At 58.0% G+C, this 25,438-nt stretch carries 30 protein-coding genes; 9 read left to right on the top strand and 21 right to left on the bottom strand.

The window, feature by feature from the left end:
* Window positions 1–17 precede the first annotated feature (17 nt).
* From ACP7E0_RS03250 to ACP7E0_RS03225, 6 genes are all read right to left on the bottom strand, one after another.
* Window positions 18–401, bottom strand: a complete 384-nt coding sequence (locus ACP7E0_RS03250) for a nitrile hydratase accessory protein (protein ID WP_426122919.1) — start codon at window positions 399–401, stop codon at window positions 18–20.
* Window positions 370–1,029, bottom strand: coding sequence for a nitrile hydratase subunit beta (gene nthB, locus ACP7E0_RS03245; RefSeq protein WP_426122918.1), 660 nt, complete (start codon window positions 1,027–1,029; stop codon window positions 370–372). Before nthB ends, ACP7E0_RS03250 begins: the two co-directional genes overlap by 32 nt.
* The gene (nthA, locus tag ACP7E0_RS03240) at window positions 1,026–1,670 is read right to left on the bottom strand and encodes a nitrile hydratase subunit alpha (RefSeq protein WP_426122917.1); all 645 of its coding nucleotides are present in this window, start codon (window positions 1,668–1,670) and stop codon (window positions 1,026–1,028) included. Before nthA ends, nthB begins: the two co-directional genes overlap by 4 nt.
* 22 nt (window positions 1,671–1,692) lie before the next feature.
* Window positions 1,693–2,286 (bottom strand): LysE family translocator, encoded by a 594-nt coding sequence (locus ACP7E0_RS03235; protein ID WP_426122916.1) that lies wholly within the window; start codon window positions 2,284–2,286, stop codon window positions 1,693–1,695.
* 82 nt (window positions 2,287–2,368) lie between these two features.
* A complete protein-coding gene (locus ACP7E0_RS03230) occupies window positions 2,369–2,728 on the bottom strand; it encodes a type II toxin-antitoxin system PemK/MazF family toxin (protein WP_426122914.1) in 360 nt (119 codons plus the stop codon).
* Window positions 2,721–2,990, bottom strand: coding sequence for an AbrB/MazE/SpoVT family DNA-binding domain-containing protein (locus tag ACP7E0_RS03225; RefSeq protein ID WP_426122913.1), 270 nt, complete (start codon window positions 2,988–2,990; stop codon window positions 2,721–2,723). Before ACP7E0_RS03225 ends, ACP7E0_RS03230 begins: the two co-directional genes overlap by 8 nt.
* Window positions 2,991–3,074: 84 nt before the next feature.
* On the opposite strand from ACP7E0_RS03225, the gene ACP7E0_RS03220 reads away from it, so the two are divergent.
* On the top strand, window positions 3,075–3,920 hold the full coding sequence (locus tag ACP7E0_RS03220) for an aldo/keto reductase (RefSeq protein WP_426122912.1): 846 nt from the start codon (window positions 3,075–3,077) through the stop codon (window positions 3,918–3,920).
* Between the two features lie 68 nt (window positions 3,921–3,988).
* Here the strand turns inward: ACP7E0_RS03220 and ilvN are convergent, their stop codons facing one another.
* Window positions 3,989–4,561, bottom strand: coding sequence for an acetolactate synthase small subunit (ilvN, locus tag ACP7E0_RS03215; protein WP_113549800.1), 573 nt, complete (start codon window positions 4,559–4,561; stop codon window positions 3,989–3,991).
* A 23-nt stretch (window positions 4,562–4,584) separates the two neighbouring features.
* Window positions 4,585–6,393, bottom strand: a complete 1,809-nt coding sequence (locus ACP7E0_RS03210; RefSeq protein WP_426122910.1) for an acetolactate synthase 3 large subunit — start codon at window positions 6,391–6,393, stop codon at window positions 4,585–4,587.
* A 325-nt stretch (window positions 6,394–6,718) separates the two neighbouring features.
* Here ACP7E0_RS03210 and ACP7E0_RS03205 point away from each other — a divergent pair, with 325 nt between their 5' ends.
* A complete protein-coding gene (locus ACP7E0_RS03205) occupies window positions 6,719–8,773 on the top strand; it encodes an ATP-binding protein (protein WP_426122909.1) in 2,055 nt (684 codons plus the stop codon).
* Between the two features lie 17 nt (window positions 8,774–8,790).
* On the opposite strand, the gene miaA is transcribed toward ACP7E0_RS03205, so the two are convergent.
* Window positions 8,791–9,696 carry a tRNA (adenosine(37)-N6)-dimethylallyltransferase MiaA gene (gene miaA, locus ACP7E0_RS03200; RefSeq protein ID WP_426122908.1) on the bottom strand — a complete coding sequence of 302 codons (906 nt, stop codon included), beginning with the start codon at window positions 9,694–9,696 and terminating at the stop codon, window positions 8,791–8,793.
* Between miaA and serB the strand changes: the two genes are divergently transcribed.
* Both serB and ACP7E0_RS03190 read left to right on the top strand, forming a co-directional pair.
* Window positions 9,695–10,582, top strand: a complete 888-nt coding sequence (gene serB, locus ACP7E0_RS03195) for a phosphoserine phosphatase SerB (protein WP_426122907.1) — start codon at window positions 9,695–9,697, stop codon at window positions 10,580–10,582. The genes miaA and serB overlap by 2 nt on opposite strands.
* Window positions 10,579–11,136, top strand: coding sequence for a GNAT family N-acetyltransferase (locus ACP7E0_RS03190; protein WP_426122905.1), 558 nt, complete (start codon window positions 10,579–10,581; stop codon window positions 11,134–11,136). The genes serB and ACP7E0_RS03190 overlap by 4 nt, the downstream gene beginning before the upstream one ends.
* Window positions 11,137–11,187: 51 nt before the next feature.
* On the opposite strand, the gene ACP7E0_RS03185 is transcribed toward ACP7E0_RS03190, so the two are convergent.
* From ACP7E0_RS03185 to ACP7E0_RS03140, 10 genes are all read right to left on the bottom strand, one after another.
* On the bottom strand, window positions 11,188–12,723 hold the full coding sequence (locus tag ACP7E0_RS03185) for a DegQ family serine endoprotease (RefSeq protein WP_426122904.1): 1,536 nt from the start codon (window positions 12,721–12,723) through the stop codon (window positions 11,188–11,190).
* A 209-nt stretch (window positions 12,724–12,932) separates the two neighbouring features.
* On the bottom strand, window positions 12,933–13,319 hold the full coding sequence (locus ACP7E0_RS03180) for an ACT domain-containing protein (RefSeq protein WP_426122902.1): 387 nt from the start codon (window positions 13,317–13,319) through the stop codon (window positions 12,933–12,935).
* Between the two features lie 3 nt (window positions 13,320–13,322).
* Complete coding sequence (locus ACP7E0_RS03175; protein WP_113243281.1) at window positions 13,323–13,508, bottom strand: DUF2065 domain-containing protein; 186 nt, start codon at window positions 13,506–13,508, stop codon at window positions 13,323–13,325.
* Between the two features lie 8 nt (window positions 13,509–13,516).
* Window positions 13,517–14,434 (bottom strand): protease modulator HflC, encoded by a 918-nt coding sequence (gene hflC, locus ACP7E0_RS03170; protein WP_426122901.1) that lies wholly within the window; start codon window positions 14,432–14,434, stop codon window positions 13,517–13,519.
* Window positions 14,434–15,549, bottom strand: a complete 1,116-nt coding sequence (gene hflK, locus ACP7E0_RS03165) for an FtsH protease activity modulator HflK (RefSeq protein ID WP_426122899.1) — start codon at window positions 15,547–15,549, stop codon at window positions 14,434–14,436. Before hflK ends, hflC begins: the two co-directional genes overlap by 1 nt.
* Before the next feature lie 150 nt (window positions 15,550–15,699).
* Window positions 15,700–16,215: a dihydrofolate reductase gene (locus tag ACP7E0_RS03160; protein ID WP_426122897.1), complete on the bottom strand. Its 516-nt coding sequence runs from the start codon at window positions 16,213–16,215 to the stop codon at window positions 15,700–15,702.
* Complete coding sequence (locus ACP7E0_RS03155) at window positions 16,208–16,813, bottom strand: glutathione S-transferase family protein (RefSeq protein WP_426122895.1); 606 nt, start codon at window positions 16,811–16,813, stop codon at window positions 16,208–16,210. The genes ACP7E0_RS03160 and ACP7E0_RS03155 overlap by 8 nt, the downstream gene beginning before the upstream one ends.
* A 62-nt stretch (window positions 16,814–16,875) precedes the next feature.
* Window positions 16,876–17,670, bottom strand: coding sequence for a thymidylate synthase (locus ACP7E0_RS03150; RefSeq protein WP_426122894.1), 795 nt, complete (start codon window positions 17,668–17,670; stop codon window positions 16,876–16,878).
* Window positions 17,671–17,776: 106 nt separating this feature from the next.
* Window positions 17,777–18,085, bottom strand: a complete 309-nt coding sequence (locus ACP7E0_RS03145) for a DUF2853 family protein (protein ID WP_426122893.1) — start codon at window positions 18,083–18,085, stop codon at window positions 17,777–17,779.
* Between the two features lie 603 nt (window positions 18,086–18,688).
* Entirely contained in the window at window positions 18,689–18,946 is a 258-nt protein-coding gene (locus ACP7E0_RS03140) for a helix-turn-helix transcriptional regulator (protein ID WP_426122892.1), read from the bottom strand.
* A 146-nt stretch (window positions 18,947–19,092) separates the two neighbouring features.
* Between ACP7E0_RS03140 and ACP7E0_RS03135 the strand changes: the two genes are divergently transcribed.
* The 4 genes from ACP7E0_RS03135 (at window position 19,093) to ACP7E0_RS03120 (ending at window position 22,811) form a co-directional block, all read left to right on the top strand.
* The gene (locus ACP7E0_RS03135; protein WP_426122891.1) at window positions 19,093–19,395 is read left to right on the top strand and encodes a hypothetical protein; all 303 of its coding nucleotides are present in this window, start codon (window positions 19,093–19,095) and stop codon (window positions 19,393–19,395) included.
* A 79-nt stretch (window positions 19,396–19,474) separates the two neighbouring features.
* Window positions 19,475–19,783, top strand: a complete 309-nt coding sequence (locus tag ACP7E0_RS03130; RefSeq protein WP_426122889.1) for a hypothetical protein — start codon at window positions 19,475–19,477, stop codon at window positions 19,781–19,783.
* A 21-nt stretch (window positions 19,784–19,804) separates the two neighbouring features.
* Window positions 19,805–21,787, top strand: coding sequence for an AAA family ATPase (locus tag ACP7E0_RS03125; protein ID WP_426122887.1), 1,983 nt, complete (start codon window positions 19,805–19,807; stop codon window positions 21,785–21,787).
* 211 nt (window positions 21,788–21,998) lie between these two features.
* A complete protein-coding gene (locus ACP7E0_RS03120; protein ID WP_426122886.1) occupies window positions 21,999–22,811 on the top strand; it encodes a metallophosphoesterase in 813 nt (270 codons plus the stop codon).
* Window positions 22,812–23,091: 280 nt separating this feature from the next.
* On the opposite strand, the gene ACP7E0_RS03115 is transcribed toward ACP7E0_RS03120, so the two are convergent.
* Window positions 23,092–23,769, bottom strand: a complete 678-nt coding sequence (locus ACP7E0_RS03115) for a hypothetical protein (RefSeq protein WP_426122885.1) — start codon at window positions 23,767–23,769, stop codon at window positions 23,092–23,094.
* 176 nt (window positions 23,770–23,945) lie between these two features.
* Between ACP7E0_RS03115 and ACP7E0_RS03110 the strand changes: the two genes are divergently transcribed.
* On the top strand, window positions 23,946–24,569 hold the full coding sequence (locus ACP7E0_RS03110) for a hypothetical protein (RefSeq protein WP_426122883.1): 624 nt from the start codon (window positions 23,946–23,948) through the stop codon (window positions 24,567–24,569).
* Window positions 24,570–24,731: 162 nt separating this feature from the next.
* Here ACP7E0_RS03110 and ACP7E0_RS03105 read toward each other — a convergent pair whose 3' ends face one another.
* Window positions 24,732–25,316 carry a hypothetical protein gene (locus ACP7E0_RS03105; RefSeq protein ID WP_426122882.1) on the bottom strand — a complete coding sequence of 195 codons (585 nt, stop codon included), beginning with the start codon at window positions 25,314–25,316 and terminating at the stop codon, window positions 24,732–24,734.
* Window positions 25,317–25,438: the final 122 nt, after the last annotated feature.

Below are 25,438 nucleotides of genomic sequence, written 5' to 3'. Positions count from 1 at the left end.
CCGTTATCGGAAAATGCTCAGCGCTGCGGGTCGTTTTCCAAAAGGATGGGCTTGCCGTGAGGCGTCGCTTCCGCGGCCCTCTGCCAGCTTCGCGTCAGGTGATCGAGATGGTCCCGCGAGGTGATCAACAGTTCGGTGACGAGGCGTGACAGAGCCGCGACCCAGCAATCGAAATAGTCGCTCGCATCCGCGCGCCGGCCCGGTTTGTAGAGCTCATGCGACAAGGCCTCGGCCCATTCGCTCCACGAAAACACGCCCTTCTCATGCAGACGCACTGTCATGGCAAAGGCCTCCGCCTGCCAGGGCTCCGAAAAGACTGGATCGCCTTCTTTTGATTTCGGTAGCCCCGGAGATCCGCTGAGGGTCGGTTCAAACGCGTTCAAGATAGCTCTCCCAGGCATCGATCGAGACGGTCAGCGTTGGATCGGCGCCCTCGCCCCAGATCTCTTCCCCGTCGAAAACCACGGTGTAGACCCATTGCGGATTTTCGCCCTTGCCATGGGCATTGTCGTCGGGAAACACGAACGAGCCCTGCACCGCCTCGATCATGCCTTGCTTGGCGCGCGCATAACGCGGCAGCCGCGTGTGGGTCTCGGGATTGAAGTTTTTGGTGCATACCCGGTCACCAGCTGCAAAGACCGGCGGGTCAGTGACCGGCCGGTCACACGGCCCACCCTTGGCCAAAACACCCGGCACCATGTCCGCCGTCAGGATGCGCTTCGGCTCCCTGCCCTTATCCAGCATGTGGCCTGCCGCCAGTTCGGCAGCCGAAACGAAGCCATGCCGTTTCAACAGGATCTCCAGCCCGCGGGTCCAGATTTCGTAATAGCTGGCCGACAGATAGGTGGCCGGCGCCAGGCTTTCGCGCGCGTGCCGGCTCTCGTCGATCGTCCAGGCACCGAAGGCACCGCAGGAAAGCGTTAGGCCGAGCGCTCGCTTCTCCCATTCGGCATGGAAATACGGCTCATCCTTCTCGGGCGCCACCGGTCCCATGCCATGCTGCCCACCGAGATCCTGCGCGCCGTTCATGGTGCTTCTCCAGCCGGTTTTGCCAGGCCCGTGCCGATCATCGAATCGCGTGTGACGAGATCGGCGAGCGCCTGCTGATCGAGCCCTTCGGTGCCGGTGGGGCGTTCAGGAATGACGATATAGCGAAGCTCCGCGGTGGAATCCCAAACGCGGATTTTCTTGGTGTCGGGGAGAGTTACGCCGAATTCGCCCAGCACGTCGCGCGGATCGATCACCGCGCGCGAGCGATAGGGCGGCGCCTTGTACCAGATGGGCGGCAGACCGAGCACGGACCACGGGTAGCAGGAGCACAGCGTGCAGACGACGAGATTGTGGGTTTCCGGCGTATTGAACACCGCGCGCATATGCTCGCCCTGACGGCCAGTATAGCCAAGGCTCCCAATCGCTGCCGTCGCATCACTGCGCAACCAGTCAGCAAAGTCCGGCTCGCTCCACGCCTTGGCAACGACACGGGCACCGTTGCGCGGGCCGATCTTTGTCTCATAGGTATCGACGATCACATCGATCGCCGCCGGATCGATCAGGCCCTTCTGGGTCAGCACGGTTTCGAGCGCCTTCACCCGGGCCTGCATCTCCGAGAAATGGTTGTCGTGGTCATGATCGTGGCCGTGATGATCGTCGTCGTTGGAGTGGGAAGTCATGTTTCTGATCCCTTTGTCCTGATCATTTCAACATCGGCCAAAGACTGAGAACGAGCAAGACCGCCATGGTGATATTGAACCATTTGAGCCGCACCGGTTCGGACAACCATTGCCTGAGCGCCGAGCCAAAACCCGCCCAGGTCGAGACACTGGGAACGTTGACGATCGCAAAGATGGCACCGACGATGAACACGCTCGTCAGATAGCTCTGCTCGGTCGTATAGGTCGCCATCGCCGTCACGGCCATGACCCAGGCTTTCGGATTGATCCACTGAAACGCCGCCGCCTGCAGGAAGGACATTGGAACAGCCCCCGCCTTGCCCTCCGACAGCGTCCGCGATGTGCCGATCTTCCAGGCGATCCAGACGAGATAGGCACCGCCCGCGAATTTCAGCGCGATGTAGAGCATCGGCACGGAATGCAGCAGCGCGCCGAGCCCAAGGCCGACGGCAATCAGCAGAGACAGAAATCCTGCCCCGATACCGAACATATGCGGAATGGTGCGTGCAAAACCGAAATTCACCCCCGATGCGAACAGCATCATGTTGTTCGGTCCCGGCGTGATCGATGTCGTGAACGCAAAAAGAAACAGCGCCAGAAGCGTGTCGGCCTGCATTGGAGTCCTCCCGATACTTAGGTCAGGTTAATTGACCTATCTCCAAAGACCACCCGAAACTTGTCAGGGTGACAAGAAGCACTCAGCGTGCATGCGGTGGAACGTCGAGTTCGAGCAAGCGGCCGACATAGCTGCGAACGATTGTGACGAAATCGGCCGGAACGGTTTCGACATGCCGAAGAAGTCTTTCGCTTTTGTCCACTGCCCGGATCTGATCGGCCAGAACCATGCCCAACGTCTTCAATTCACCCGGCAATGCCACCTTTGTTGCCCAGACCTGCATATTGCTCGTGATTGGGCAGACGATCACCCGCCGTGATTTCTCATGCATGAGATTGGACGAGATGATCAGGATCGGCCGAATGCCGGACTGCTCTATCCCCCTTATCGGGTCGAGATCGGCAAGGTAGATGTCGCCGGCGACAGGAATCCTGTCAGTCATGATCTGAAATGCGTTCGGACCCAACATCAGGTCCCCAATCGACAGTCTTGGGCTCGTTTTCCCACCCGATACGGTCCATGTCCGCAACCATTTCCGCCAGCGGCGGAGCAAGTTTGAGCCGTTTTTTTTCAATGATGGCCTGACCATTCCGAACGGTGAGATCGAGGATATCGCCATCCGCAAGGCCGAGCTCATCCATCGCCGCCTTCGGCAACCGGATAGCGGAACTGTTACCCCACTTGGAGATTGTGACCTTGGTCATGCCCGCGCCTCAATGATATACTGTGTATATCATGACACGGACATACAAACAATGTAGCTGTCATCGGCAAGTGAGAGGTCTGGCATGCAAGTCCACATTCCCACCACATCCCTCCCTTCGGGCAAGACCATTCCCGTGATCGGCCAGGGCACCTGGCACATGGGCGAGCGCAAGGCGAGCGCCGCTGAGGAAGTAAAATGCCTGCGCCATGCCCTTGATCTCGGCATGACACTCATCGACACCGCCGAAATGTATGCCGATGGTGGCGCCGAACGGATTGTCGGCGAAGCCATCAAGGGCCGCAGGAATGATGCCTTCGTCGTCAGCAAGGTGCTCCCCACCAACGCCAGCCTGAACGGCACGATCAAAGCCTGCGAAGCCAGCCTGAAACGGCTCGGCACGGATCATATCGACCTCTATCTCCTCCATTGGCGCGGCCGCTACCGCCTGGCGGAAACTGTCGAAGCCTTCGAGGCTTTGCGCCAATCCGGCAAGATCGGCGCCTGGGGCGTCTCCAATTTCGATGCCGACGATATGGAAGAGCTCCTCGGTGTACCGGATGGCGGCAAAGTTGCAGCCAACCAGGTGCTCTACAATCTCGCCCGCCGTGGTATCGAATACGACCTCTTGAAGGACAGCCAGGCCCGCGGCATCCCACTCATGGCCTATTCGCCACTCGACGAGGGCCGGCTAATGCGCCACCCCGATCTCATCCATATCGCCAAGGCCCATCAGGCAACCGTCGCACAGGTCGCCCTCGCCTTCCTGATTCGCAACCCCGGCGTCATCGTCATCCCCAAGACCGCAATGCCGGAGCGGGTGCGCGAAAACCGGGCAACCGTCGAGGTTCAGCTGACCGACGACGATCTCGCAATCCTCGACAAAGCCTTCCCGCCGCCGGGCAGAAAAATGCCGCTGGAAATGATCTGAGCGGACAGTCCGTTTGACATGAAAAAGGGCGCCAATGGCGCCCTTTTTCATTCTGATCGACGGCGAACTCACATCCCCTGCGGGCCACGGTTCATTGCCGCGATGCCGGTGCGGCAGACTTCGAGAACGCCGAGCGGCTTCAGGATCGCCACGAACTGGTCGATCTTGGAGGACTTGCCGGTGATTTCAAGGATGAAGTGCTCGAGCGTCGCGTCGATCACCTTGGCGTGGAAGGCGTCGGCAAGACGCAGCGTTTCCGCCCGGGTTTCGCCCTGGCCCGAAACCTTAACCAGTGCCACTTCACGCTCGATCGGCCGGTCATGGCCAAGTTCGGCAGCCCGTACCGTCAGGTCGACGACGCGGTGCACCGGAACGATGCGTTCCAGCTGCGCCTTGATCTGTTCCAGCACGTGCGGCGTACCACGCGTGACGATAGTGATGCGCGACAGGTGCGACTGGTGCTCGGTCTCGGAAACCGTCAGGCTTTCGATATTGTAGCCACGGCCGGAAAACAGGCCGATGACGCGGGCTAGGACGCCTGGCTCGTTGTCGACGAGAACCGAAAGCGTGTGGTTTTCTGCCTTCTCGGTTTCCTTGGCGATGAAATAGGCGGAGCCGGTCGGCTGAAGATGTGCGTTCATGATCGTGTCCTTTTCCTATTCCATCAAACCAGTGCGCGGCCCTTGGCGTCGATCGCATTGGCGACCGCTTCGTCCGTGGCCTCGTCCGGCAGCAACATCTCGTTATGCGCCTTGCCCGACGGGATCATCGGGAAGCAGTTGGCGAGATTGGCAACGCGGCAATCGAAGATTACCGGCGCCGGGCTGTCGATCATCCGCTGGATTGCAGCATCGAGATCGGCCGGCTTGTCGCAGCGGATGCCGACACCGCCATAGGCCTCGGCCAGCTTGACGAAATCAGGCATGGCTTCGGTGTAGGAGTTGGACAGGCGGTTGCCGTGCAGCAGCTGCTGCCACTGGCGCACCATGCCCATGTACTGGTTGTTGAGGATGAATATCTTGACCGGCAGGTTATGCTGCACGGCGCAGGACATTTCCTGGATGCACATCTGGATCGACGCATCGCCGGCAATGTCGATGACGAGCGCATCGGGATGGGCGACCTGAACGCCGATCGCCGCCGGAAAGCCGTAGCCCATGGTGCCGAGGCCACCCGAGGTCATCCAGCGGTTCGGATGCTCGAAACCATAGAACTGGGCTGCCCACATCTGGTGCTGGCCGACTTCAGTGGTGATGTAGGTGTCGCGGTGCTTGGTAAGCTCGTAAAGGCGCTGGATGGCATATTGCGGCATGATGACGTCGTCGTTCATCTTGTAGGCGAGCGAGTTGCGGCCGCGCCAGCGGATGATGCCTTCCCACCATTCGGCCATGCGTGTCTTGTCAGCATCCTTGCCGGAAGCCCGCCAGACACGAACCATGTCTTCCAGAACATTACCGATATCGCCGATGATCGGAACATCGACGCGAACGGTCTTGTTGATCGACGACGGATCGATGTCGATATGGATCTTCTTCGAATTCGGCGAAAAGGCATTCAGGCGGCCGGTGATGCGGTCGTCGAAGCGGGCGCCGATGCAGACCATGACGTCGCAGTCGTGCATCGCCATATTGGCCTCGTAAGTACCATGCATGCCCAGCATGCCGAGCCAGTTCTTGCCGGATGCCGGATAGGCGCCCAGTCCCATCAGTGTCGAGGTGATCGGGAAATTGGTCAGCTCGACCAGTTCGCGCAGCAGTTTTGACGCTTCCGGACCGGAGTTGATGACGCCGCCGCCGGAATAGATGACCGGACGGCGGGCGGTCTTCATCAGCTCGATCGCCTGCTCGATCTGGCGCATGTCGCCCTGCAGCTTCGGCTGATAGCTTTTTTGAACCTTCGCAGCCGAAGGTGGCGTATAGGTGCCGGTGGCGAACTGAACGTCCTTCGGAATATCGACGACAACCGGGCCCGGACGGCCGGACTGGGCGATGCGGAACGCTTCATGAATGATGCTGGCGAGCTCGTTGACGTCCTTGACCAGCCAGTTGTGCTTGGTGCAGGGCCGCGTGATGCCGACAGTGTCGCATTCCTGGAAAGCGTCGGAGCCGATCAGCGATGTCGGAACCTGGCCAGTCAGGCAGACCAGCGGAATTGAGTCCATCAGCGCATCCTGCAACGGCGTGACGGCGTTGGTCGCACCCGGACCGGAGGTCACCAGCATGACACCGACCTTACCGGTCGAGCGGGCATAACCTTCAGCCATGTGGCCGGCGCCCTGCTCGTGGCGAACGAGGATGTGCTGGATATCGTCCTGCTGGAAGATTTCGTCATAGATCGGCAGAACGGCACCGCCCGGATAACCGAAAATATGCTCCACACCATTGTCCCTCAGTGCCTGAAGAACAATTTCCGCCCCAGTCATGCGATTGTCCTGCATCTGGTTTGCTTCCGTCTGGTTGTCTGTACCGCTCATTGGCCTGTTTCCGTCCATGTTCGCGTTTTGGCTGTGAGTATCGTGTTTGAAGGCATAAAAAAAGGCCCCTTGAGGGCCTGATGTTTTGCGCATGGGTGGCTATCGCCGGATGGTTACACCATCCTGCCCATGCGCCGTCCCACCACAAGAATAACTGCGATATTGATCATGGGCGGGATTGATAAACAGAAATATCCGCTCCGTCAACGTCTTTCCCGAAAACAACCATAACGCGTTTTAATTCAACAAAACACGCTCAAGTCCGCGAAACAACTTGTTAAATCCCTTCCGATAATATGGCGCATTCGTGATCAGAGGTTTCCTATTGCTGAACAATGAGCTCCATTCTTCGATCAGCGCCGGAGAGCAGGATCGACGGGATACCCTGAAACGGGGCAACCGTTTCCTCGGCCGCGTCGTTGCGTGCAGTGGTTCGCGGGCAACGATTGCAGCCATTGCCGAAAACGGCGAAACCTCGCTCACCGAACTCTGGTCGGTCGGCCGGCTGATTTCCATCACGGTCGGCGAAAACCGTGTCGTTGCTCTTGTCTATTCAATGCAGACAGCCACCAACGAATGGGGCGAAGAAGTCGACAATACGTTCCGCATCGAAGTGGAACTGATGGGGGAAGTTCATCTGAGCCCGAACGGCCGCGAAGAATTCTCCGCCGGCATTACCCAATACCCCTATCTCGGCGCCATTGCCCACCGCATCCGCTCGGCCGACCTTGCCCGCATCTATGATACCGGCAAGAATGACACATGCGTCATTGGCAAGCTGACCCAGGATGAAAGCCTAGACGCCGCCATTCATGTGCCCTCGATGCTGTCGAAGCATTTTGCCATCGTTGGCACCACCGGCGTCGGTAAATCAACGGCTGTCAGCCTGCTGCTGCACAAGGCCATCGCCTCGGATCCGAAGCTGCGGGTGCTGATCCTCGATCCGCACAATGAATTCGCCGCTGCCTTTCCCGATATCGCCGTGGTCATCGACACCGACAATCTCGATCTGCCCTTCTGGCTGATGAAGCTTGAGGAATTCGCCGAGGTGGTTTTCCGCGGCCGGCCGCCTGTTCCTGAAGAACTCGATATTCTGCGCGATGTCATTCCGGAAGCAAAGCGGGCCTTTAAAGGCTCGGCAGACTCAGGATTGGCACGCCGCACCAGTGAAAAGAGTTCGATCACTGCTGATACGCCGGTTCCCTACCGCATGGCCGATCTCTTGGCGATGATCGACGAGCGCATCGGGCGGCTGGAAGGCCGCACCGACAAGCCGCATCTGCGGTCTCTGAAGGTGAAGGTGATCGGTGCGATCAACGATCCGCGCTACAATTTCATGTTCTCGTCGAACACGATCACCGATACGATTCTGGAAACAATCGCGAAGATTTTCCGTATTCCGGGAGATGGCCGGCCTATCACCACGTTCCAGCTTGCCGGAATTCCGTCCGAGGTCGTCAATTCGGTCGCCTCCGTGCTCTGCCGCATGGCCTTTGAAATTGCGCTCTGGAGCAATGGCGGCGTTCACATGCTGGTCGTTTGCGAAGAAGCACACCGCTATGTTCCGGCCGATGCCAGCCTTGGTTTCGTGCCAACCCGCCAGGCCATCGCCCGCATCGCCAAGGAAGGCCGTAAATACGGCGTTTCGCTGGGCATCATCACCCAGCGTCCGGGTGAGCTTGATCCGACCATCCTGTCGCAGTGCTCGACCGTCTTTGCCATGCGGCTGTCCAACGATCGCGACCAGGAGATCATCCGCTCGGCGATCCCCAATTCGTCGATCTCGACAACCAGTTTCATTTCCTCGATCGGCAATGGCGAGGCGATCGCCTTCGGTGAGGCCGTAGCGGTGCCGATGCGCATGCGCTTTACCCGCGTCGATGAAAAGAGCCTGCCGAAAGCCAACGGCGTCGCCGTCAAGGTCACGGAAGAAACCCCGGATACCGTCGATCTGCGCAACGTCGTCTCGCGCATGCGCGCAATGAATGGGCCGGATATTTCCGGCTTCCAGAACGCCTATACGGCAAGCCTCGGCGGGTTCGACAGCAACAACGCGCCGATGGAAGAAGCATTCGGCGACCCGAGCATGTTTGACCGACCCGCTCCCGAGCGAGCAGACGAAACCTCTGAATCGGCCGTCGAGCCGTACAATCCCGCTATGCTGCCACGCATGGAACCGGCCAATCCACAACTTGAGCGGTTCAATCAGATCCGCAATCAGCTGTTGTCGGACGACCCGCCCACCCCACCACGGCCCGATCCATACCGAACCCCGGCCCGCACCGCGCCGAGTTTTGCCCAGCCCAATCCGGACCAACCCCGGCCGTCGCTACGAGAGAGCCTGCTGAAAAAGCCGCTAAGCAGCATCATTCGCAAGTAGGTCGGAATACCGGCATCTCAGGCGCTCGCCGGGTCTAAGCGCAGCCAGCTATCGTCCAGTTGATTGCGAAACCAAGTCATCTGCCGCTTGGCATATTGCCGTGTGGCAGCCGACGACGTTTTGATCACCTCAGCCTTGTTCATCGTGCCAGACAGCATAGCGGCAATCTGTGGCACGCCGATCGCCTTCATCGCCGGCATGTCCGGCTTGAGGTCAAGCGACAGAAGCACCTTCACCTCCTCGACAGCACCGCTTTCGAGCATCCCGGCAAAGCGCAGGTCGATCCGCTGGCGCAGCAATGCCCGATCCGGCAGAACGACGATCTTCATGGCGCGGTCGGGATCGATGGCGACAGGCCCTTGGCGCGCCTGAAAGACGCGAATGGACTGGCCGGTAGCCTCAAACATCTCCAGTGCACGTGCGATACGCTGCCCGTCGCCCGGCCGCAGCGTTGCCGCCGTTTCGGGGTCCTTCTGCAACAGGACCAGGTGCAGGGCTTCCGCCCCTTCCGTAAGCAACCGTCCCCGCACATCGTCGCGTATCGCGGCAGGCACGGCCGGCATATCCGACAGGCCACCGGTCAGCGCCTTGAAGTAGAGCCCGGTACCGCCGACGAAGACAGGAATCTTGCCCTCGCTGCGAACCATCTGCAACACCTCGACGGCGTCGCGGAACCACTCACCGGTGGAGTAGTGCTGCGATGCCGGGACATGGCCATAAAGATGATGCGCAACGCCCTGCATGTCCGCTTCGAACGGACGCGCGGTCAGCACATGCAAGGTGTCGTAGACCTGCATGCTGTCGGCATTCACAACCACACCATTATGCTGTTTCGCCAGCGCGACGGCGAGAGCGGACTTGCCGCTGGCAGTCGGCCCGGTTATCAGGATTGCATCCTGTCCAATCTCAAGGTTTTTCATCATGGCCTTCGTTGCCACGCTTGTTGCCAATCCGTCAAATCCCGTCCTGACCACAGCGCTCGCCGAGGTGGCTGCAGCCGCAGTCGACGCATCCGGTCTCTATTGGCTGGCTGACGGCGTCGCCTGCGATATCGCCCTGAAGGACGGCGCCAATCCGGACTGGCAGGAGGCGCTGCTGCGTGGCGTCATCGGCGATGCCCCCATCGATGTGATCGTCCAGAACGCCGAGACACGCCGCAAGAAACTGCTGATCGCCGATATGGACTCCACCATGATCGGCCAGGAATGCATTGACGAGCTTGCCGCCGAAGTCGGCCTGAAGGACAAGGTCGCAGCGATCACGGCCCGGGCGATGAACGGCGAGATCGCCTTCGAGCCTGCCCTGACGGAGCGCGTCGCCCTGCTCGAGGGCCTGCCGCTGAGCGTCGTCGGCGACGTCATCGAAAAGCGTATCACGCTCACCCCCGGCGGCCCTGAACTGGTCGCGACGATGAAAGCCAAAGGTTATTATACCGCGCTGGTCTCCGGCGGCTTTACCGTCTTTACCGGTCCGATCGCGGCGACACTCGGCTTCGATGAAAACCGCGCCAACATCCTGCTGGAAAAAGACGGCCTTCTCACGGGCGCTGTCGCAGAACCGATCCTCGGCAAGCAGGCCAAGGTCGACGCGCTCGTTGAGATCACCACACGGCTCGGCATTTCCACCGCTGATGCCCTTGCTGTCGGCGACGGTGCCAACGATCTTGGCATGCTGCATCTGGCTGGCGCAGGCGTTGCGCTGCATGCCAAGCCTATGGTCTCCGCGCAGGTCAAAATCCGCATCGATCACGCCGACCTCACCGCCCTTCTCTATATTCAGGGCTACCGCAAGACGGATTTCGTCCGGTGATCGTTCTGGAAACGGAACGACTGCGTGTTCGCAACTGGCTGGAGACAGACCGGCCATTATTTGCCGAAATCAATGCAGATCCGAAAGTGATGGAATTCTTTCCACGCCGGCGCCCCCGCGAAGAATCGGATGCGCTGATGAACGAGGCCCGTCGGCGGATCAGCGAAACCGGACTTGGTTTTTTCGCGCTGGCATTGAAGGACACCGATGAACCGATCGGTTTTCTCGGCCTCGCCCGAACCGACCTTGAGCCCTTCCTGCCGGATGGCACGGTCGAGATCGGCTGGCGGCTGGCCGTCCGTTTCTGGCGTCAGGGGTTTGTTACCGAGGCTGGGCAAGCAATGCTCCGGCATGGCTTCGAAAAGCACGGCCTTGCGGAAATCGTGTCCTTCGCAGTGGAGAACAACGTGCGCTCGACGGCCGTGATGACACGAATCGGGCTGCGCCCCGATCCTTCCCGCGACTTCGAGCATCCACGCGTGCCGGATACGGCTCCACATCTCAAACATCACGTCATCTATGCGCTCAGCCGCGAGGAATGGCTGACACGATAAAGGCGGACTTTTCAGCCCGCCTCCAAATCCATTATCATCTGCCGATGACCACTATTCCATACGCACGGTAACAAACCGCAATTCGCCGGTCTTGTTGGCGATCATCAGCAGCGCATTGCGCCGGCCGTCCGCCTTCAACTCCTCAATCCGAGCCGCGACATCTTCCGGCGTCTTCATCGCTTCCTGGCCGATCTCGACGATTACGTCGCCGGAGGCGATCCGCCGTTCGGCGGCGGCCGATTGTGGCTGAACCTCGGCGATGACAACGCCTTCGACATCCTCGGAAATTCCATAGGTCTTGCGGCTATCAGCATCGAGCACGGCAAGCTTCATGCCGAGCACTACGTCGGATGCCGGCAATTCGGCAGCCGGCGGCTCGGCCTGATCGGTTCCTTCGTCAGCCGGCGGGGTCTTTGCTGCCTCTGCCTCGGCCAGGTTTTCACCGTCTTCGAGACGGCCGAGCGTCACCTTGACGGTCATTTCCTTGCCATCGCGCACGATCACGACGTCGACGGCCTTGCCGACCGGGCTTTCGGCGACAACACGCGGCAGATCGCGCATCTCGACGACGTCACGGCCATCGAACTTGAGGATCACGTCGCCCGTCTTGATCTCACCGCCATCGACCGGCCCCCCCTTGATGATCCCGGCGACGAGCGCGCCCTTCGGCGTGTCCATCTTCAGGCTTTCGGCAATATCGCCCGTCACCGGCTGAATGCGCACGCCAAGCCAGCCGCGATGGGTTTCGCCGAATTCCCTCAGCTGGGAAATGACGTTGGCGGCAAGCTCTGTTGGAACCGAAAACCCGATGCCGATCGAGCCGCCGGTGGGCGAAATGATCGCCGTGTTGATGCCGATGACCTCGCCCTTCATGTTGAAGAGCGGGCCGCCGGAATTGCCCTTGTTGATCGCAGCATCGGTCTGGATGAAATTGTCGTAGGGACCGGCATTGATGTTGCGGCCGCGCGCCGAAATGATGCCGACCGTCACCGTGCCGCCGAGCCCGAACGGATTGCCGATCGCCATCACCCAGTCGCCGATCCGCATCTGCCTGGAATCACCGATCGGAACCGCCGTCAAAGGCTTCTTCGGTTCGACCTTCAGGACAGCAAGGTCGGTCTTGGTATCTGTGCCGATCAGCTTGGCCTTGAGTTTGGAGCCATTGGCGAAATTGATTTCGATATCGTCGGCGCCCTCGATCACGTGATTGTTGGTGACGATGATGCCCGAGGGATCGATGACGAAGCCGGAACCGAGGGAATCGACGGTGCGCTGGCGACTACCGCCCTCGCCACCCTGCCCCTTGAAGAACTCATCGAAGAAATCCTGGAAAGGCGATCCCTCCGGCACCTGCGGCATCGGTGCCTCGTCGTCGTTCTTCACCTTCTGCGAGGTCGAGATATTGACGACCGCATCGAGCAGGCCGGCGGCGAGATCGGCAACTGATTCCGGCCCCTGCTGGGTCGGCACCGGCGCCTTGATCTGCGCATGCGCCACGGACAGGACCGGCACGGAATTCATCAGCAGCGCAGCACTTGCAGCGAACGTGACAGACCGGAAGAAGGAAGCGCGGATGGACAAGCCCATGGGGTCCTCTCGATTGGGAAGGCAGGCCGCTGCAAAACGGCCGGCAAAAAATGTTCGTCCTGCGGACGGACGTCACGGCTTCGAGATTAACTTTCTGTCAACCTCTCTGCCGTGCAAGATGGCGTAGTATCTGTTCGAAGATAAGGCGGATTTGGGACGCGTCCAGTCATCTTTTCGTCAGCGTCTCAGGGGCCTGCCTCAGCCAGCCCTCAATTCATCAGGTCGTGACCGTGCGCCTTCAATGCCGCTACGGCCTTGTCGAGGTCGGAGCCGATGATGAAGATATAATCGGTGCTGAAGGTGGAATTGGCAAATATGCCGACGCCGGCCTCGGAAAGCGGGTTCAGCACGGAGGCAAGAATGCCGGGGACATCGAAGGTGAAATGCTGTTCGATGCGGAAACAGCGCCAGCCGCCGGACGACTGGACATTGGAAGGAATGCGCGCTGCACGGCAAACCAGCGTCATCTCCTCGCGCGAACTCGAGACAGCCCAGAAACCTGCGCCCGGCAGCCAATCTGGCAGCGGCGTTCCGATGTTGAGCCTTGTGATCGCATATTCCGCGTCGACCAGTCGAATGAGCAATTTCTGTGTCATGTCTTATCCTCGCACTATCCAGACAAGTGCGACGCCAATGACGACGGAAACGAGCCCGAACAGCCGCAACTGTTGCTCTGGTATATGGGGCAAACGCTTTGCCATTTCCACCAAAACCAAAGGGGCCAGTGCGTACACTAGCCCCTCGATGATCAGGAAAAAAGCAATCCCCGTCAGAAAGTCACTCATTTCGCGGATCAGTTTCCTGCAGCGGGCTGAGTGTCGGACGGAGCGGGTGCACCATCCGAGCTGTTGAAGTAACGGAAGAATTCCGAGTCCGGAGACAAGACAAGCGTCGTGTCCGGGCTGCCGATTGCCTGATCATAAGCGGTCATCGAGCGGTAGAACTCGAAGAACTTTGGATCACGGGAAAAAGCATCGGCAAACACGGCAGTCCGTTCGGCTTCGCCTTCACCGCGCAGGATTTCCGAATCGCGCTGCGCTTCGGCAACGAACTCGACAACCTGACGATCGGCAACGGCGCGGCGGGTCTGGCCCTTTTCGTTACCACGGGCGCGGATCAGTTCGGCTTCCGCCAGACGTTCCGCTTTCATCCGCTCGAAAGTCTGCTGCGAGACTTCCTGCGTCAGGTCCGTGCGCTGGATGCGGACGTCCTCGATGTTGAGGCCGAGCGATTCGGCGTCGGTCTTCAGGTCGGAGCGGACTTCGCGCATCATCGATGCACGCTCTTCCGATAGAGCCGATTCAAAACCACGCAGACCGTAGACCCGGCGCAGCGAGGCATCGAGACGGGTGCGAAGACGCGATTCGGCAGATGCACGATCACCGGAAACCGTTTCGCGGAAGCGGCGGGCGTCGGCGATCTTGTAGACGACGAAGGCATCGACTTCATAGAACTTGCCGCCAGAGACCTGGACGCGGATGTTGTCGAGGTCGAAGCGCAGGGCCTGCTTTTCGACATACTGAACGCGGTCGGCATCCATGAAGGCGAATGGAAGCTTGAAATAAAGGCCCGGCTCGGTCTTGACGTCCTTGATCTGACCGAAGCGCACGACGATTGCCTGTTGGCGCTGGTTGACGATGAACACGGAGGAATAGACCGCCATCAGCACGAGCGCCAAGCCAATGAGGATGTAAGGAAGACGATTGGTCATTACTGGGCCCCTCCCGACTGCGCGGGCTTGCCGATTTCATTGAGCGGCAGATAAGGCATGACGCCCTGGCCGTTCTTCTCGTCGAGAATAACCTTCTTGGACTTGCCGAGAACGCTCTGCATCGTTTCGAGATAGAGACGCTTGCGCGTCACGTCAGGCGCTTTCGCATACGCGTCGTAGACCGAGATAAAGCGCTGCGCCTCACCCTGCGCTTCCTTGACGACACGGCCCTTGTAGGCGGCCGCCTCTTCGCGGAGCTGCGCTGCCTGACCACGGGCCTTACCCAGCACCTGGTTGGCATACTGGTTGGCTTCTTCGACGAAACGGTCTTCGTCCTGCTCGGCGCGCTGCACTTCGTCGAACGCATCGGCCACTTCGCGCGGCGGTGCCGCATCTTCGATGGCGACCGTGTTGACGGAGACGCCGGCGCCATAGCTGTCCATGGTTGCCTGGATCGTCGTTTTCACATCGGCTGCGATGGCCTGACGGTTATCGCGGAAGATGTCCTGTGCCGGACGGCGGCCGACGACTTCGCGCATGGCGCTTTCGGCAACCTGCTGCAGCGTGTCGGACGGATCCTCGACGTTGAAGAGATAGGCCTTAGGATCGGTCACCGAAAACAGCACGGAGAACTGGACGTTGACGATATTCTGGTCGCCAGACAGCATCAGGCCACTGCCGGCCTGGTCGCCGACGCCTGCCCTGTTGCCGATATTCTGCTGCTGCTCGGTGATCTTGACCATTTCGACCGTTTCAAGCGGCCAGAAATGGTAGTGCAGACCCGGCATGGAAATCTCGTCCTTCGGCTTGCCGAAACGCATTTCGACGCCGCGCTCGTCCGGCTGGACGGTGTAGATCGAATTCATCAGGACAAAGCCGACGATCAGAAGGCCGATGATCGCAACGACACCGCCGTTAAATCCACCGGGAACCACACTTTTCAGCTGATCCTGCCCCCGGCGGAAAATTTCCTCAAGATCCGGAGGGCCGCCATTGCCACGGCCACCGCCGCCGCCACGCGGCCGGTTTGGCCCCTGGCCCCAGGGGCCCTTATTTCCACCGCCGCCGCCGCCCCAAGGACCACCGCCGCCGCCGTTCTGATTGCTCCAGGGCATTCATACCTCTTCCATAGAAAAAATTCCGAGATCAATGCCCCGCGGACACGCCACAGGCCATGATGTGAACCCGTTATAGGTATCTCCAGAACGCCTTTCAACGCGGCGTATCCAACTTCACCGTAAATCCGGCAAAATAGTTAGCATTGCTCAGCTTTTCCGCCGCCAAGTCGAGAAATGCATGGCATGGCTATCCTTCTCGCCCCGCGGCAGGGGGGCATCGGCGATCTTTTCGAAGATAGCAGCATCGATCACAGGAAAACGGGTATCGCCATCAACCTCGGCCGCGACCGTGGTGATATGCAAGATATCGGCGCTGTCGATCGCCTGGCGGTAGATCTCGCCGCCGCCGATGACGCAGACCTCATCGACGCCGAGCTCGGCGGCCAATTTTCGCGCCTCGACCATCGCCGCCTCCAGCGACTGAACGGAAATTGCACCATCAGCCGCGAAATGCGGGTCACGGCTGATGACGATGTTGGGGCGGCCCGGAAGCGGCCTTCCGATCGAAGCCCAGGTCTTTCGCCCCATGATCACCGGCTTTCCGAGCGTCAACGCCTTGAAGCGCTTGAGGTCGCTGGGCAGATGCCACGGCAGGCCGCCGTCCCTGCCGATCACGCCATTGGCGGACACCGCGACAACGATACTGACTTTCGGCTCAGTCATGAAATCCATCCGGTTTGACATCGACCGCGCGGGCACGGGCAAGCGCCGGGCGCGCAATCATCGACTGAATATATTGATCGACGACCGGACTGTCCGGCAACAGCTTGCGCATCCATGTCAGCGCGCTCACCAGCAGGAGATCGACGGCGCTCACCGTGTTGCCCAGCAGAAAAGGCTGTTTTGTCAGCGTCTCGACCACATTCATGCACATGTCCTCGTACACCTTCAAAAGCGCTGGATTGCCGGCCGCAACGCCAGACAGGAAGGCACTTCCGGACGGCTCTATCACGCCGGCATAATAGGCAAGCCACGACAGATAGGCACCGCGTTCCGGATGCCCCGGCGGACGGCCGAGTTCCGACTGCGGATAGAGCTCGACCAGATACTGGGTAACGGCGGTCGATTCGGTGATCAGCGCGCCATTGTGCAGAAGCGCCGGAACCTGTTTGTGCGGATGCGGATTGTTGTCGTCAGGCCCGCCCGAGCCATCCCAGCGGCGGATGGAGACATAGCGGATCTCATACTCCGCCCCCAGTTCCTCAAGCAGCCAGATGATGCGCGACGAACGCGACTGTGGCGCATGGATCAACGTCAGCATGGGGTCCTCCTCGACCGTTCAACCTCAGGTCATCCTGTCTGGCGACAGTGTCATCATTACGATCACACAGCAACCGGTGCCTTGATATGTGAATAAGGTTCGTAGCCGACAAGCTCAAAGTCTTCAAAACGAAAGGAAAACAGGTCCTTCACATCCGGATTGATGACCATCTTCGGCAAGACCTTCGGCGTGCGGGCCAGTTGCTCGCGAACCTGATCGAAATGGTTGTGATAGATATGCGTATCGCCGAACGTATGAACGAAATCGCCCGGCTGCAGGCCGCAGACCTGCGCCACCATCAGGGTCAGAAGAGCGTATGAGGCGATGTTGAAGGGCACCCCGAGGAAGACATCGCCGGACCGCTGATAGAGCTGGCAGGACAGTTTGCCGTCGGACACATAGAACTGGAACAGGCAGTGGCAGGGCGGCAGCGCCATGTCCTCGATCAGCGCCGGGTTCCAGGCGGAGACGATATGGCGGCGCGAATTCGGGTTTTTCTTCAGACCTTCAACGAGCGTGACGATCTGGTCGAGATGACGGCCGTCATGGGTCGGCCAGGAGCGCCACTGGTAGCCGTAGACCGGACCGAGATCGCCGTTTTTGTCGGCCCATTCGTCCCAGATATGGACGCCGTTTTCCTTCAGATAGGCGATGTTCGTGTCGCCCTTCAGGAACCAGAGCAGCTCATGGATGATCGATTTGAGATGCAGCTTCTTCGTCGTCAGGACCGGAAAGCCATCGGCCAGATTGAAACGCATCTGATGACCGAAGACCGATCGTGTGCCGGTGCCTGTCCGGTCGCCGCGGTCCGAGCCGGTCTCCATCACATGACGCAAAAGGTCGAGATACTGTTTCATAGGGTCCGCCGCCGATTCGTTTTACGCTAAAATAGGCGCAAGGCAGCGGCGAACCAATCGGTAAATCCCGGGTTTCCCCAAGCTCGACTTCAAAAGGCGCGAACGATCAAAGTGTCGCGAGCTTGCCGAGGTGTTTTGCCACCAGATAGTAGAAGGTCACACGGGACTTCGAACGGTCGCCGGCCATCGTCTTGGCAACGGCATCAACGGCTGCGTCGGCGTCTGAACCGGTGACACCAAGCTTCTTGCCGCACCATTTCTCCTTGACCCGGTCGAGTTCTGTCTGATCGGAGGCGGAGACGAGCGCGGAATCCTTGTTGCGCAATGCTATGCCCAGATGCTTGACTATTTTGTTCACAGCGGCCTCATCGGCGGCGCTATCGTATTTTTTCACATCTGCGAGATAATCCGTCATGGTGTCTCCTCACACGGTTTGGCTTCACGCCGCGCATCTTTCCTGATGAAAGATGCGCAACACGAGTTTTTTCACGCTTGGCGAGCATGTCAAGGGCCATCCGGCGCGGATGCGCGCGAAGCCCCGATTGTATTTTTGAAACGGCCCTTTTCTTGGCGCAGTTTAGGACCTATATGACAGTTGCCGTCTTCGGGCGGCTATGGCGATAAACAGGCGATGGAATAAGCCTATTGGACCCGGGGGCGATATACGATCGCCTTAGGCTTTTTCGCCCACACAATGGTATCCTCTCATTTGTTCCCTGTTCGATCCCCCAGAGGGGAGCGAACCCGCCCGTAGGGCGCCTAGATGTTCCCCGTCCCGATAGCAATCGAACGACATGTAAGGAGGAGCTTGTCACCCGAAGGGCCGCAACGAAGTGGAGGACGCAAGTTGACTTGCGTTGACTAGCTTCTCTGTCATGTCATGCTTGAGCACTGGGCGGATAAAAACTTTCTCAGAATCCGGTTGTCATGCGAAACCGGCACGTGGTTGATTGGGTACTTGGCTCCGGGCCGGTCACCTTAGGTCCTGCCAAAGGACGGGCTGCGCCGCGCCCGACACCTATTTTTTCTTCGACAACGAAGCCTTTGACTGTCGCACCCCCTCGGTGAACTTCTCGGTTTCCGGCATGAACTCAATGCCCGCCGTCTCCAAGACGCCTTGAACGCGGTTGACGGTTTCGACGCTGACGCCTTTTTGGTCGGTCTCTATCCGCCGTATGGTCGGCGTTGATACCTTCGCGAGTTCGGCTAGGTCTGCCTGACTCATCCCAAGAAGCGCCCTACCCGCTCGTATCGCACCTGCCGAAACTGTCGCCATTTGTTTGGAGAAACACGCGCGAGGTCAAAAATGTCAACATTATTGCATTTTAGAAAAGATACTTTGCATTTTGCAAAAAATTCTTTCTAAAATGCAAACTCTCCTGTAGATCAAAGTCACACCAACTCGAATCATTAGGAGTGCAGATGACCGCTGACCTGCCCAATCTGGTTGCAAGACTTCGCGATCTTGCCGACGACCTCGAAGGCTTTCACGTACACGGTCATATTCCCGAGATCGCGGTAGAGATTGAAGACTGGGTTCTTCTCCGCCGTGCGGTTCCCTGTCTGGCTGGAAGGATGTCAGGGCACCCGACGGTTAGGAATGGTCACGCTGGCGCGACAACTGAACTTTTCGTTTTTGAGCCCGAGGCGGGGATAGCGAGGACATTCAACCGTTGGTACCGCCTTGGCCGTCCGCAGTCGGGCAAGCGTCACCCTGGCCATTGACTTCGGTCTTGCTACCCAGACTGCCGAGTCATCGCCGAAGAGTTCGCCGCCCCGCCAAGTCCCTTCGAAGGAAATCTCCATGAACAATAAATTCCTTGGCACATTGCCGGAGATCATAATTCCAAAACTCCAATCGCTACTGGGCGATCTTGAAGGTCTCGCCTATTCCGACCGTGCTGCCGGGATTGATGAAGCTGTCCTCATTCGGAAATGCATTCTCGCCTCTCGAAAAGTGCCGTGCCTCATTGGCGAGATGATTGGACACCCAAAGCTCGCGGACGGGCGCCCTGCGGTCACGAGTGAACTCTTCTACCTCGACCGAAAACGGAGGCTGGGGCGAACGCTGAGCCGCTGGTACCACTTTGACGAAGGTCTGTTGGACATTTAGCCGCCTTCTGGAGAAGACATTATGGATACGGCACTCCACGATAATCTCGATACATACATTCGCAAACTACAGCGGATGTCGAAGGATTTGACCCCGCAACGCTCAGGTCACCCATTCAAAGTTAAGCGTGACATTGCTGCAATTGCATTGAAATCTCCACGGGTTTTTCTAGCCTACTGCGCACTGACAGGCCTTTTTCGACGCAACTTCGTTTCAATTTTTGAGCCCTCGTGCCTGGCGATAATCAGCATCCCAGTCACCTGGAATCTAGTCGATGTCCAAGAAGCCGCCAAAATCATCTTCAAAGACAATCTCAGCTACTGCTTGCACCCAGACAAGAAAGGCAAGCGTGGCTACGACATTGATGTCTGCGAGTACCTAGAAGCCCGAAAGCTGATCGTTTTCGTTCACGAAGGCACGGAGGTTCACCAAGATTTTGAGCTGGCTGCAACAATGCGAGATCAGCTTCGACTCAGCGACGCCCGCCACTACCGAGCGCTAGGAAGGCTTCGAAAATGCGGTGATGTCACCAACGCTCAGATCGAGATGATCGCTCGGCAGCCATCCGAAAGACTTGATGCGATCTATAGAATTGGCCAGCCCGCCCATCGAGCAGTCTCACAGCTTTTAAAGGAAAAGCCTGGGTCGTCCGACGCTCAGACTACTAGACATCTCGATGTCTCGATAGGATTTGGCGACGCCAGCACCTGGGCGAGTGAACTTGTGCAGGATATCCGAGATTGGCGCGACAAGCGCATCTCATGGTCTGACATTGATACCGGATGCCTATTATATGGTCTGCCCGGCACCGGGAAAACTCGTTTCGCGTCCGGACTTGCTCTCGCCTGCAACCTGCGCCTTGAAGTTTCCTCTGTTTCACAATGGCAGGCCAGTGGCGGCGGGTTTCTCGGTGATACCCTCAAGGCTATGTATTCGGCATTCGAGGTGGCCAAACAAAACGCTCCTTGCCTCCTGTTTATTGACGAGTTCGATTCCATTGGCAATCGAGAGACATTTTCAGCTACGCATGCCAGCTACTCGACCCAAGTCGTGAACGCCCTGCTCGAATGTCTAGACGGGATCAGTGGGCGTGAGGGCGTCATCGTTCTGGGCGCATGTAATCATCCCGAGAAAGTCGACCCCGCTCTTCTTCGAAGCGGGCGGCTGGAGAAGCACGTCCACTTTCCCATGCCAGATGCCGAAGCTCGTGCTCAAATACTGGCGTTTCACTTGCCCTCTCTTTCTAGCGAAGGCCTCCTCGGTGAATTCGCGGCACGAATGCCGGGCTACACTGGGGCCGATATCGAACGCTTGGCGCGTGAAGCGAGACGAATTGCTCGTCGCCAGAGCAGAGATGTTTCCATTGACGACGTTCGGTCACTCTTGACGGTACCCTTGCCACTCGACGAGGAGGCGCTACACAGGGTCGCGGTTCACGAAGCTGGGCATGCAGTGATCGCCCATGCTCTAAGGCTTGGACAAATTGAGCGTGTGGAAATTTTCGACAACATCCGCAGCTTTCCGAACGTCAAGGACGCGATGGGAGAGACGGTCATCAATTCACCGCCCCCACAGGTTACGACTGCATGGGACGCAAAGAAAATGATCACGATGCATGTTGCCGGTGCGGCTGCGGAGGAATTGATTTTCGGTCTTCGATCTGACTGGTCTTCTGGGTCACCGGATAGCGATTTCGCGAAAGCGACCACCCTTGCGATCCGAATGCTCACCGAACAAGGGTTTGGCACTTCCTTATATTTCCTACCACGGTCGGTGGACCTGACAAGACCCTCCGACGTCTGGAAAGAGACAGAGTTGCGGGACGAAGTCGGTGAAATCCTTCGGGAGCAGTTTCAGAGAGCAAGAGATATCCTCGATGGTCTTCGGGGGAACCTCGTAGTTTTGGCCGAGGTTTTGATGAAAGAAAGGCGCCTAAACGCGGATCAGTTGGAGGACTTTCTGCGTATCGGTCCCAAGAAGAAATCGAGCCTACGGACACACTGAGAGATCGCACCGAGAGCAGAAAGCCGTTTGATCTTATTCCGGCACCGTCCTCGCAGCAGCAAACGCACGATCGGATGGTTTCGCTCGACATGAAAATCGAGCGTCAACGACCGCTTGTGCGCTTCGACTGGTCGTAACGACCAAGGAATTTCATAAGAATCAGCGGCACGCGTGATGAGGGCCGCCTGCACTCTTACCGAAGGTCATCAATATGAGAGCTTGGATCATCAGTGATATCCATACGTCGTTACTCGCCGAGTTCTGGACGGCGCCACTTCAAATTCCAGATGCGGACGTCTGCATTTGCGCCGGTGACATCTCAGACTTTAGCTCGACGAGTATCGATTACCTGCGAAGGAACATCGAGCGACACATGCCCGTCGTTCTCGTGTTCGGAAATCATGATTTTTTTAATTCTTCAATCGATTTCGCGCTCCAAAAGGCGCGGCGTGAAATCCAGGGTACTAGAATCCATCTCCTTGAGAACCAGACTGTGGAAATGGACGGCTGCCGTTTTGTCGGCGCCACGCTATGGACGGATTTCGCGGTTTCCGTCGGCGATGACGAGCATATTCCGCCAGAGGAGCGCAGGCATAAAGCATTCGGCTTAGCACCGTCACAGGTTGCCGACTTCTACTACATTAACCGATCAGATCCGCGACGCCCCGGTGAAAATGGCTTTGTGACGGTGCGCGAAATCGTAGGACGCCACAGAGTTAGTCGGAACTTCATCGACGAAGAACTCTCAAAACCGTTCGATGGACCCTCGGTAGTCGTTACACATCACGCGCCGCTCACAGATAGCCTCGACCCGCATTTTTATGGTGAGATCACCAATGCAGCTTTCGCGAGCGACCTTTCGGACCTGATTGCCAGGCGGCGGCCGTCGGTTTGGATACACGGACACATTCACAAGGCCAGAGATTATATGGCGGACCGTACCCGGGTTATCTGCAATCCACGCGGATATTCGCTAGAGCGGAACGTATCAGGGTTCAACCCCGGGCTCGTCATCGATCTGTAGATTGATGCGAGAAGTTAGTAGATTTTGGAACGGGAGAGCCACTCTCGCGCATACTCTGCTATCAATAGAGCTTCTTCGTCCGTCATCGCAGCAAAATTACCACCCAGTGGAACCAGAATATTTTTCAATCGATGGGCTGCACTCTCGACACCCAAACGGTCAGTAGCGTCGCGAAGCGCTGCCTCGGGTTCGTAGCTCAGGAAGCATGTCATTGAGAAATTCCGTTTACCGTTCGCGGCGCGGTCGAGTGTGGTGCCACCTTAAAGGGCGTCACGGACGCCTACTGAAATACTTCGAAGGCATCGGGCCACGCAGGGTTCCGTATAATGTTCACCTCTATGGGCACGCGCTTTCCATCGGCACCCCGCCTATAGAGCGTTTCAGGCCAAGCACGGTATAGCGCACATTCTGTTGAGCGCCCGCTTACGTGCAACGCAGACGACAGAGCTAGAGGTGGAGCGGTTTCCGGGTCGCCAACGAAGTGTTCGCCTGGCTTCGCGAACCAACGCCAGTATTGCATCTCAAGATCGATATGGGTGCCCTTGAAAGTCTTCAATATCCTTTCTGCCTGCTGAAGGTTTTCCGCACGAATGAAGGCTTTGGTGGTTAGATCGAGATCGGTTGAGTAGACTGGCATGTCTTCAAATTCGGCTATAACCTCGGCACTGGGGACGAGGGTGTCTCGCCATCCGAGTACGAAGCTGCGCTGGGCGAGCTCAACCGCTCTTTCCGACACCGCGACAAGTTGCGCCCCGGCAACAGGTTCGTCTGGCGTAAAAGAAGTGCCGAAACTGACCATCGGAAGATATTGAGGTTCAATCTCCGAAAACCAAACCCGGTCCCGCGCATCAATCGTCTTGGTGCAAAGTCGGTCCAGTATGCGGTCCGCCGTCTGCTGATCTGGTGCCTTTATATAAACCGTTCCAAAAATCCGTACTTCGATAGCGTAAAAGCTCATTTTACAATTTCCAAACTCGATAACCAAAATGGTCAGTCGAGTTTGAGACGGTGTCAACCACCTTTATTGGAACCAACCTGGGCTCCGAAGACGATCTTCATATCAGTTCGTGTCAGGGATTGACGCCCAGGATTTTGTGCTCAACTCTATTGTTCATCGAATTCGGAATACCGCGAATGAACATCTACGCCATCGAAGTGCTTCTTCAAGGAACGCTACACATCAAAGCTACTAGCCAAGCGCAAGCAGATCGAGTCCTGGAAAAGGTGCGCTCGAATACAATCGACGGAGAGGATGAAGACTGGTACTCCGACGTGCCTTCGCCTTACCGTTCCAGGGCTAGTTTTTCGACAGAGTTTGCGGTTCGGGGTCCAATCGAAGGCTCGAAATTAATCGAGGTTCCTAGCCACTCAGTGATTGCGGCTCATCAACACTGGGCTTACCGCTGGAAGGGGTTGCGGGAGCCCTATGCCGCGCTTTCAAAAGGACATGAACAAGTCCCCGTCTTTAGTAGCAGTGTGGATTTGACGGCGACCGTCTTTATCCAGGCCGAGACAAGCACGTTGGCAAAGCAGGTCGTTGATAGGTTCTATGAGGCAAAATTGGATCTGCTTTCGGGCAATTCGAGATGGTTTTCCAAGCAGGCCGTGAACTTCGATAATGAGGCACGCTCTCCCGTGGCGTTGTCCTCTGCCCTTTACATTCTGGGTAAGTCCATGGGGTGCGAGCTGACCCAGGTGTGGCCAGATCACCCATATCAAGGCCCAGAAATCATCACAATAGCTGACGGATATCTGTAGCCATAACGCGATCCAACAGACTCTGCGGCAAAAATCCTGCGGCCGCATACGGATATACCCGCAAGTTCGAACGATAGCCTGCGTAGGCGTCGAGTAAGTCTGAGCGCGGGTCGAAGACGACGAGATATAGCGGTCAATGCCCCTCGCCTCCGCCTTTGAAGTTTAATCCTTCGTGTCGTGCTGTCCAAGGTAGGCCAGCACAGTTTGAAATCCGTTCAATTGGGCTCGAAACGTCTCAATCCGCTCCTCCAGGTGTTGAAGGTCCAGTTTGGGCTCACCTTCGTCTGCCTTGATCAAATTCGCGAAAAGGTTGTTGTGCACTGTTGCGAGAAGTTTCGTGATGCTGGCGAAGGCATCCTCCGCATCGGCGACGGCTTTGGGAGGCGAGCGGCAACCGAGTGACCGTTGTCTCGCCGCCTGCCATTCGAGGCTGCCCTCGTAGAGCACGTCGTATTCTGTGTCCAAATCTCGATAGACAGGCAAACCATCTATCGCGTCCTCAATGTCATAGAACAGAATGACGCTGTAGCCACGCTCGGCGGCAAAACGGAATGCGTCGTAAAGATCTTGAAAGGCTGGTTGATCGGTCAAACCGGCTACACCGGTGTCGACGTGAAAAACCCAGCCAACATCGCGGTACGGGCCGCCTAACGCAGGCCAGTCCATGCAATCTGTAACAGCCAGGAAAGATGCGGTGGCTTCTGATAGGTGGGCGGTACTCAAGGACAGTAGTTTGATGTCACGCATGCACTGGAATTTCCAACTAACTTCCACAAGGCTGCTGTCGATGTTAATCGGCGTCAAGGGCAACCTTGGCTCGTCGGAGCCATAACGCTCCCCGTGTCGCAGTCTCCGTCCGCTTGCGGTCT

The organism is Pararhizobium sp. PWRC1-1, from assembly GCF_049897905.1.
Classification (GTDB): domain Bacteria; phylum Pseudomonadota; class Alphaproteobacteria; order Rhizobiales; family Rhizobiaceae; genus Pararhizobium.
The sequence above is the reverse complement of the archived record's forward strand: the minus strand, read 5'-3'. Positions and strand labels throughout refer to the sequence as shown.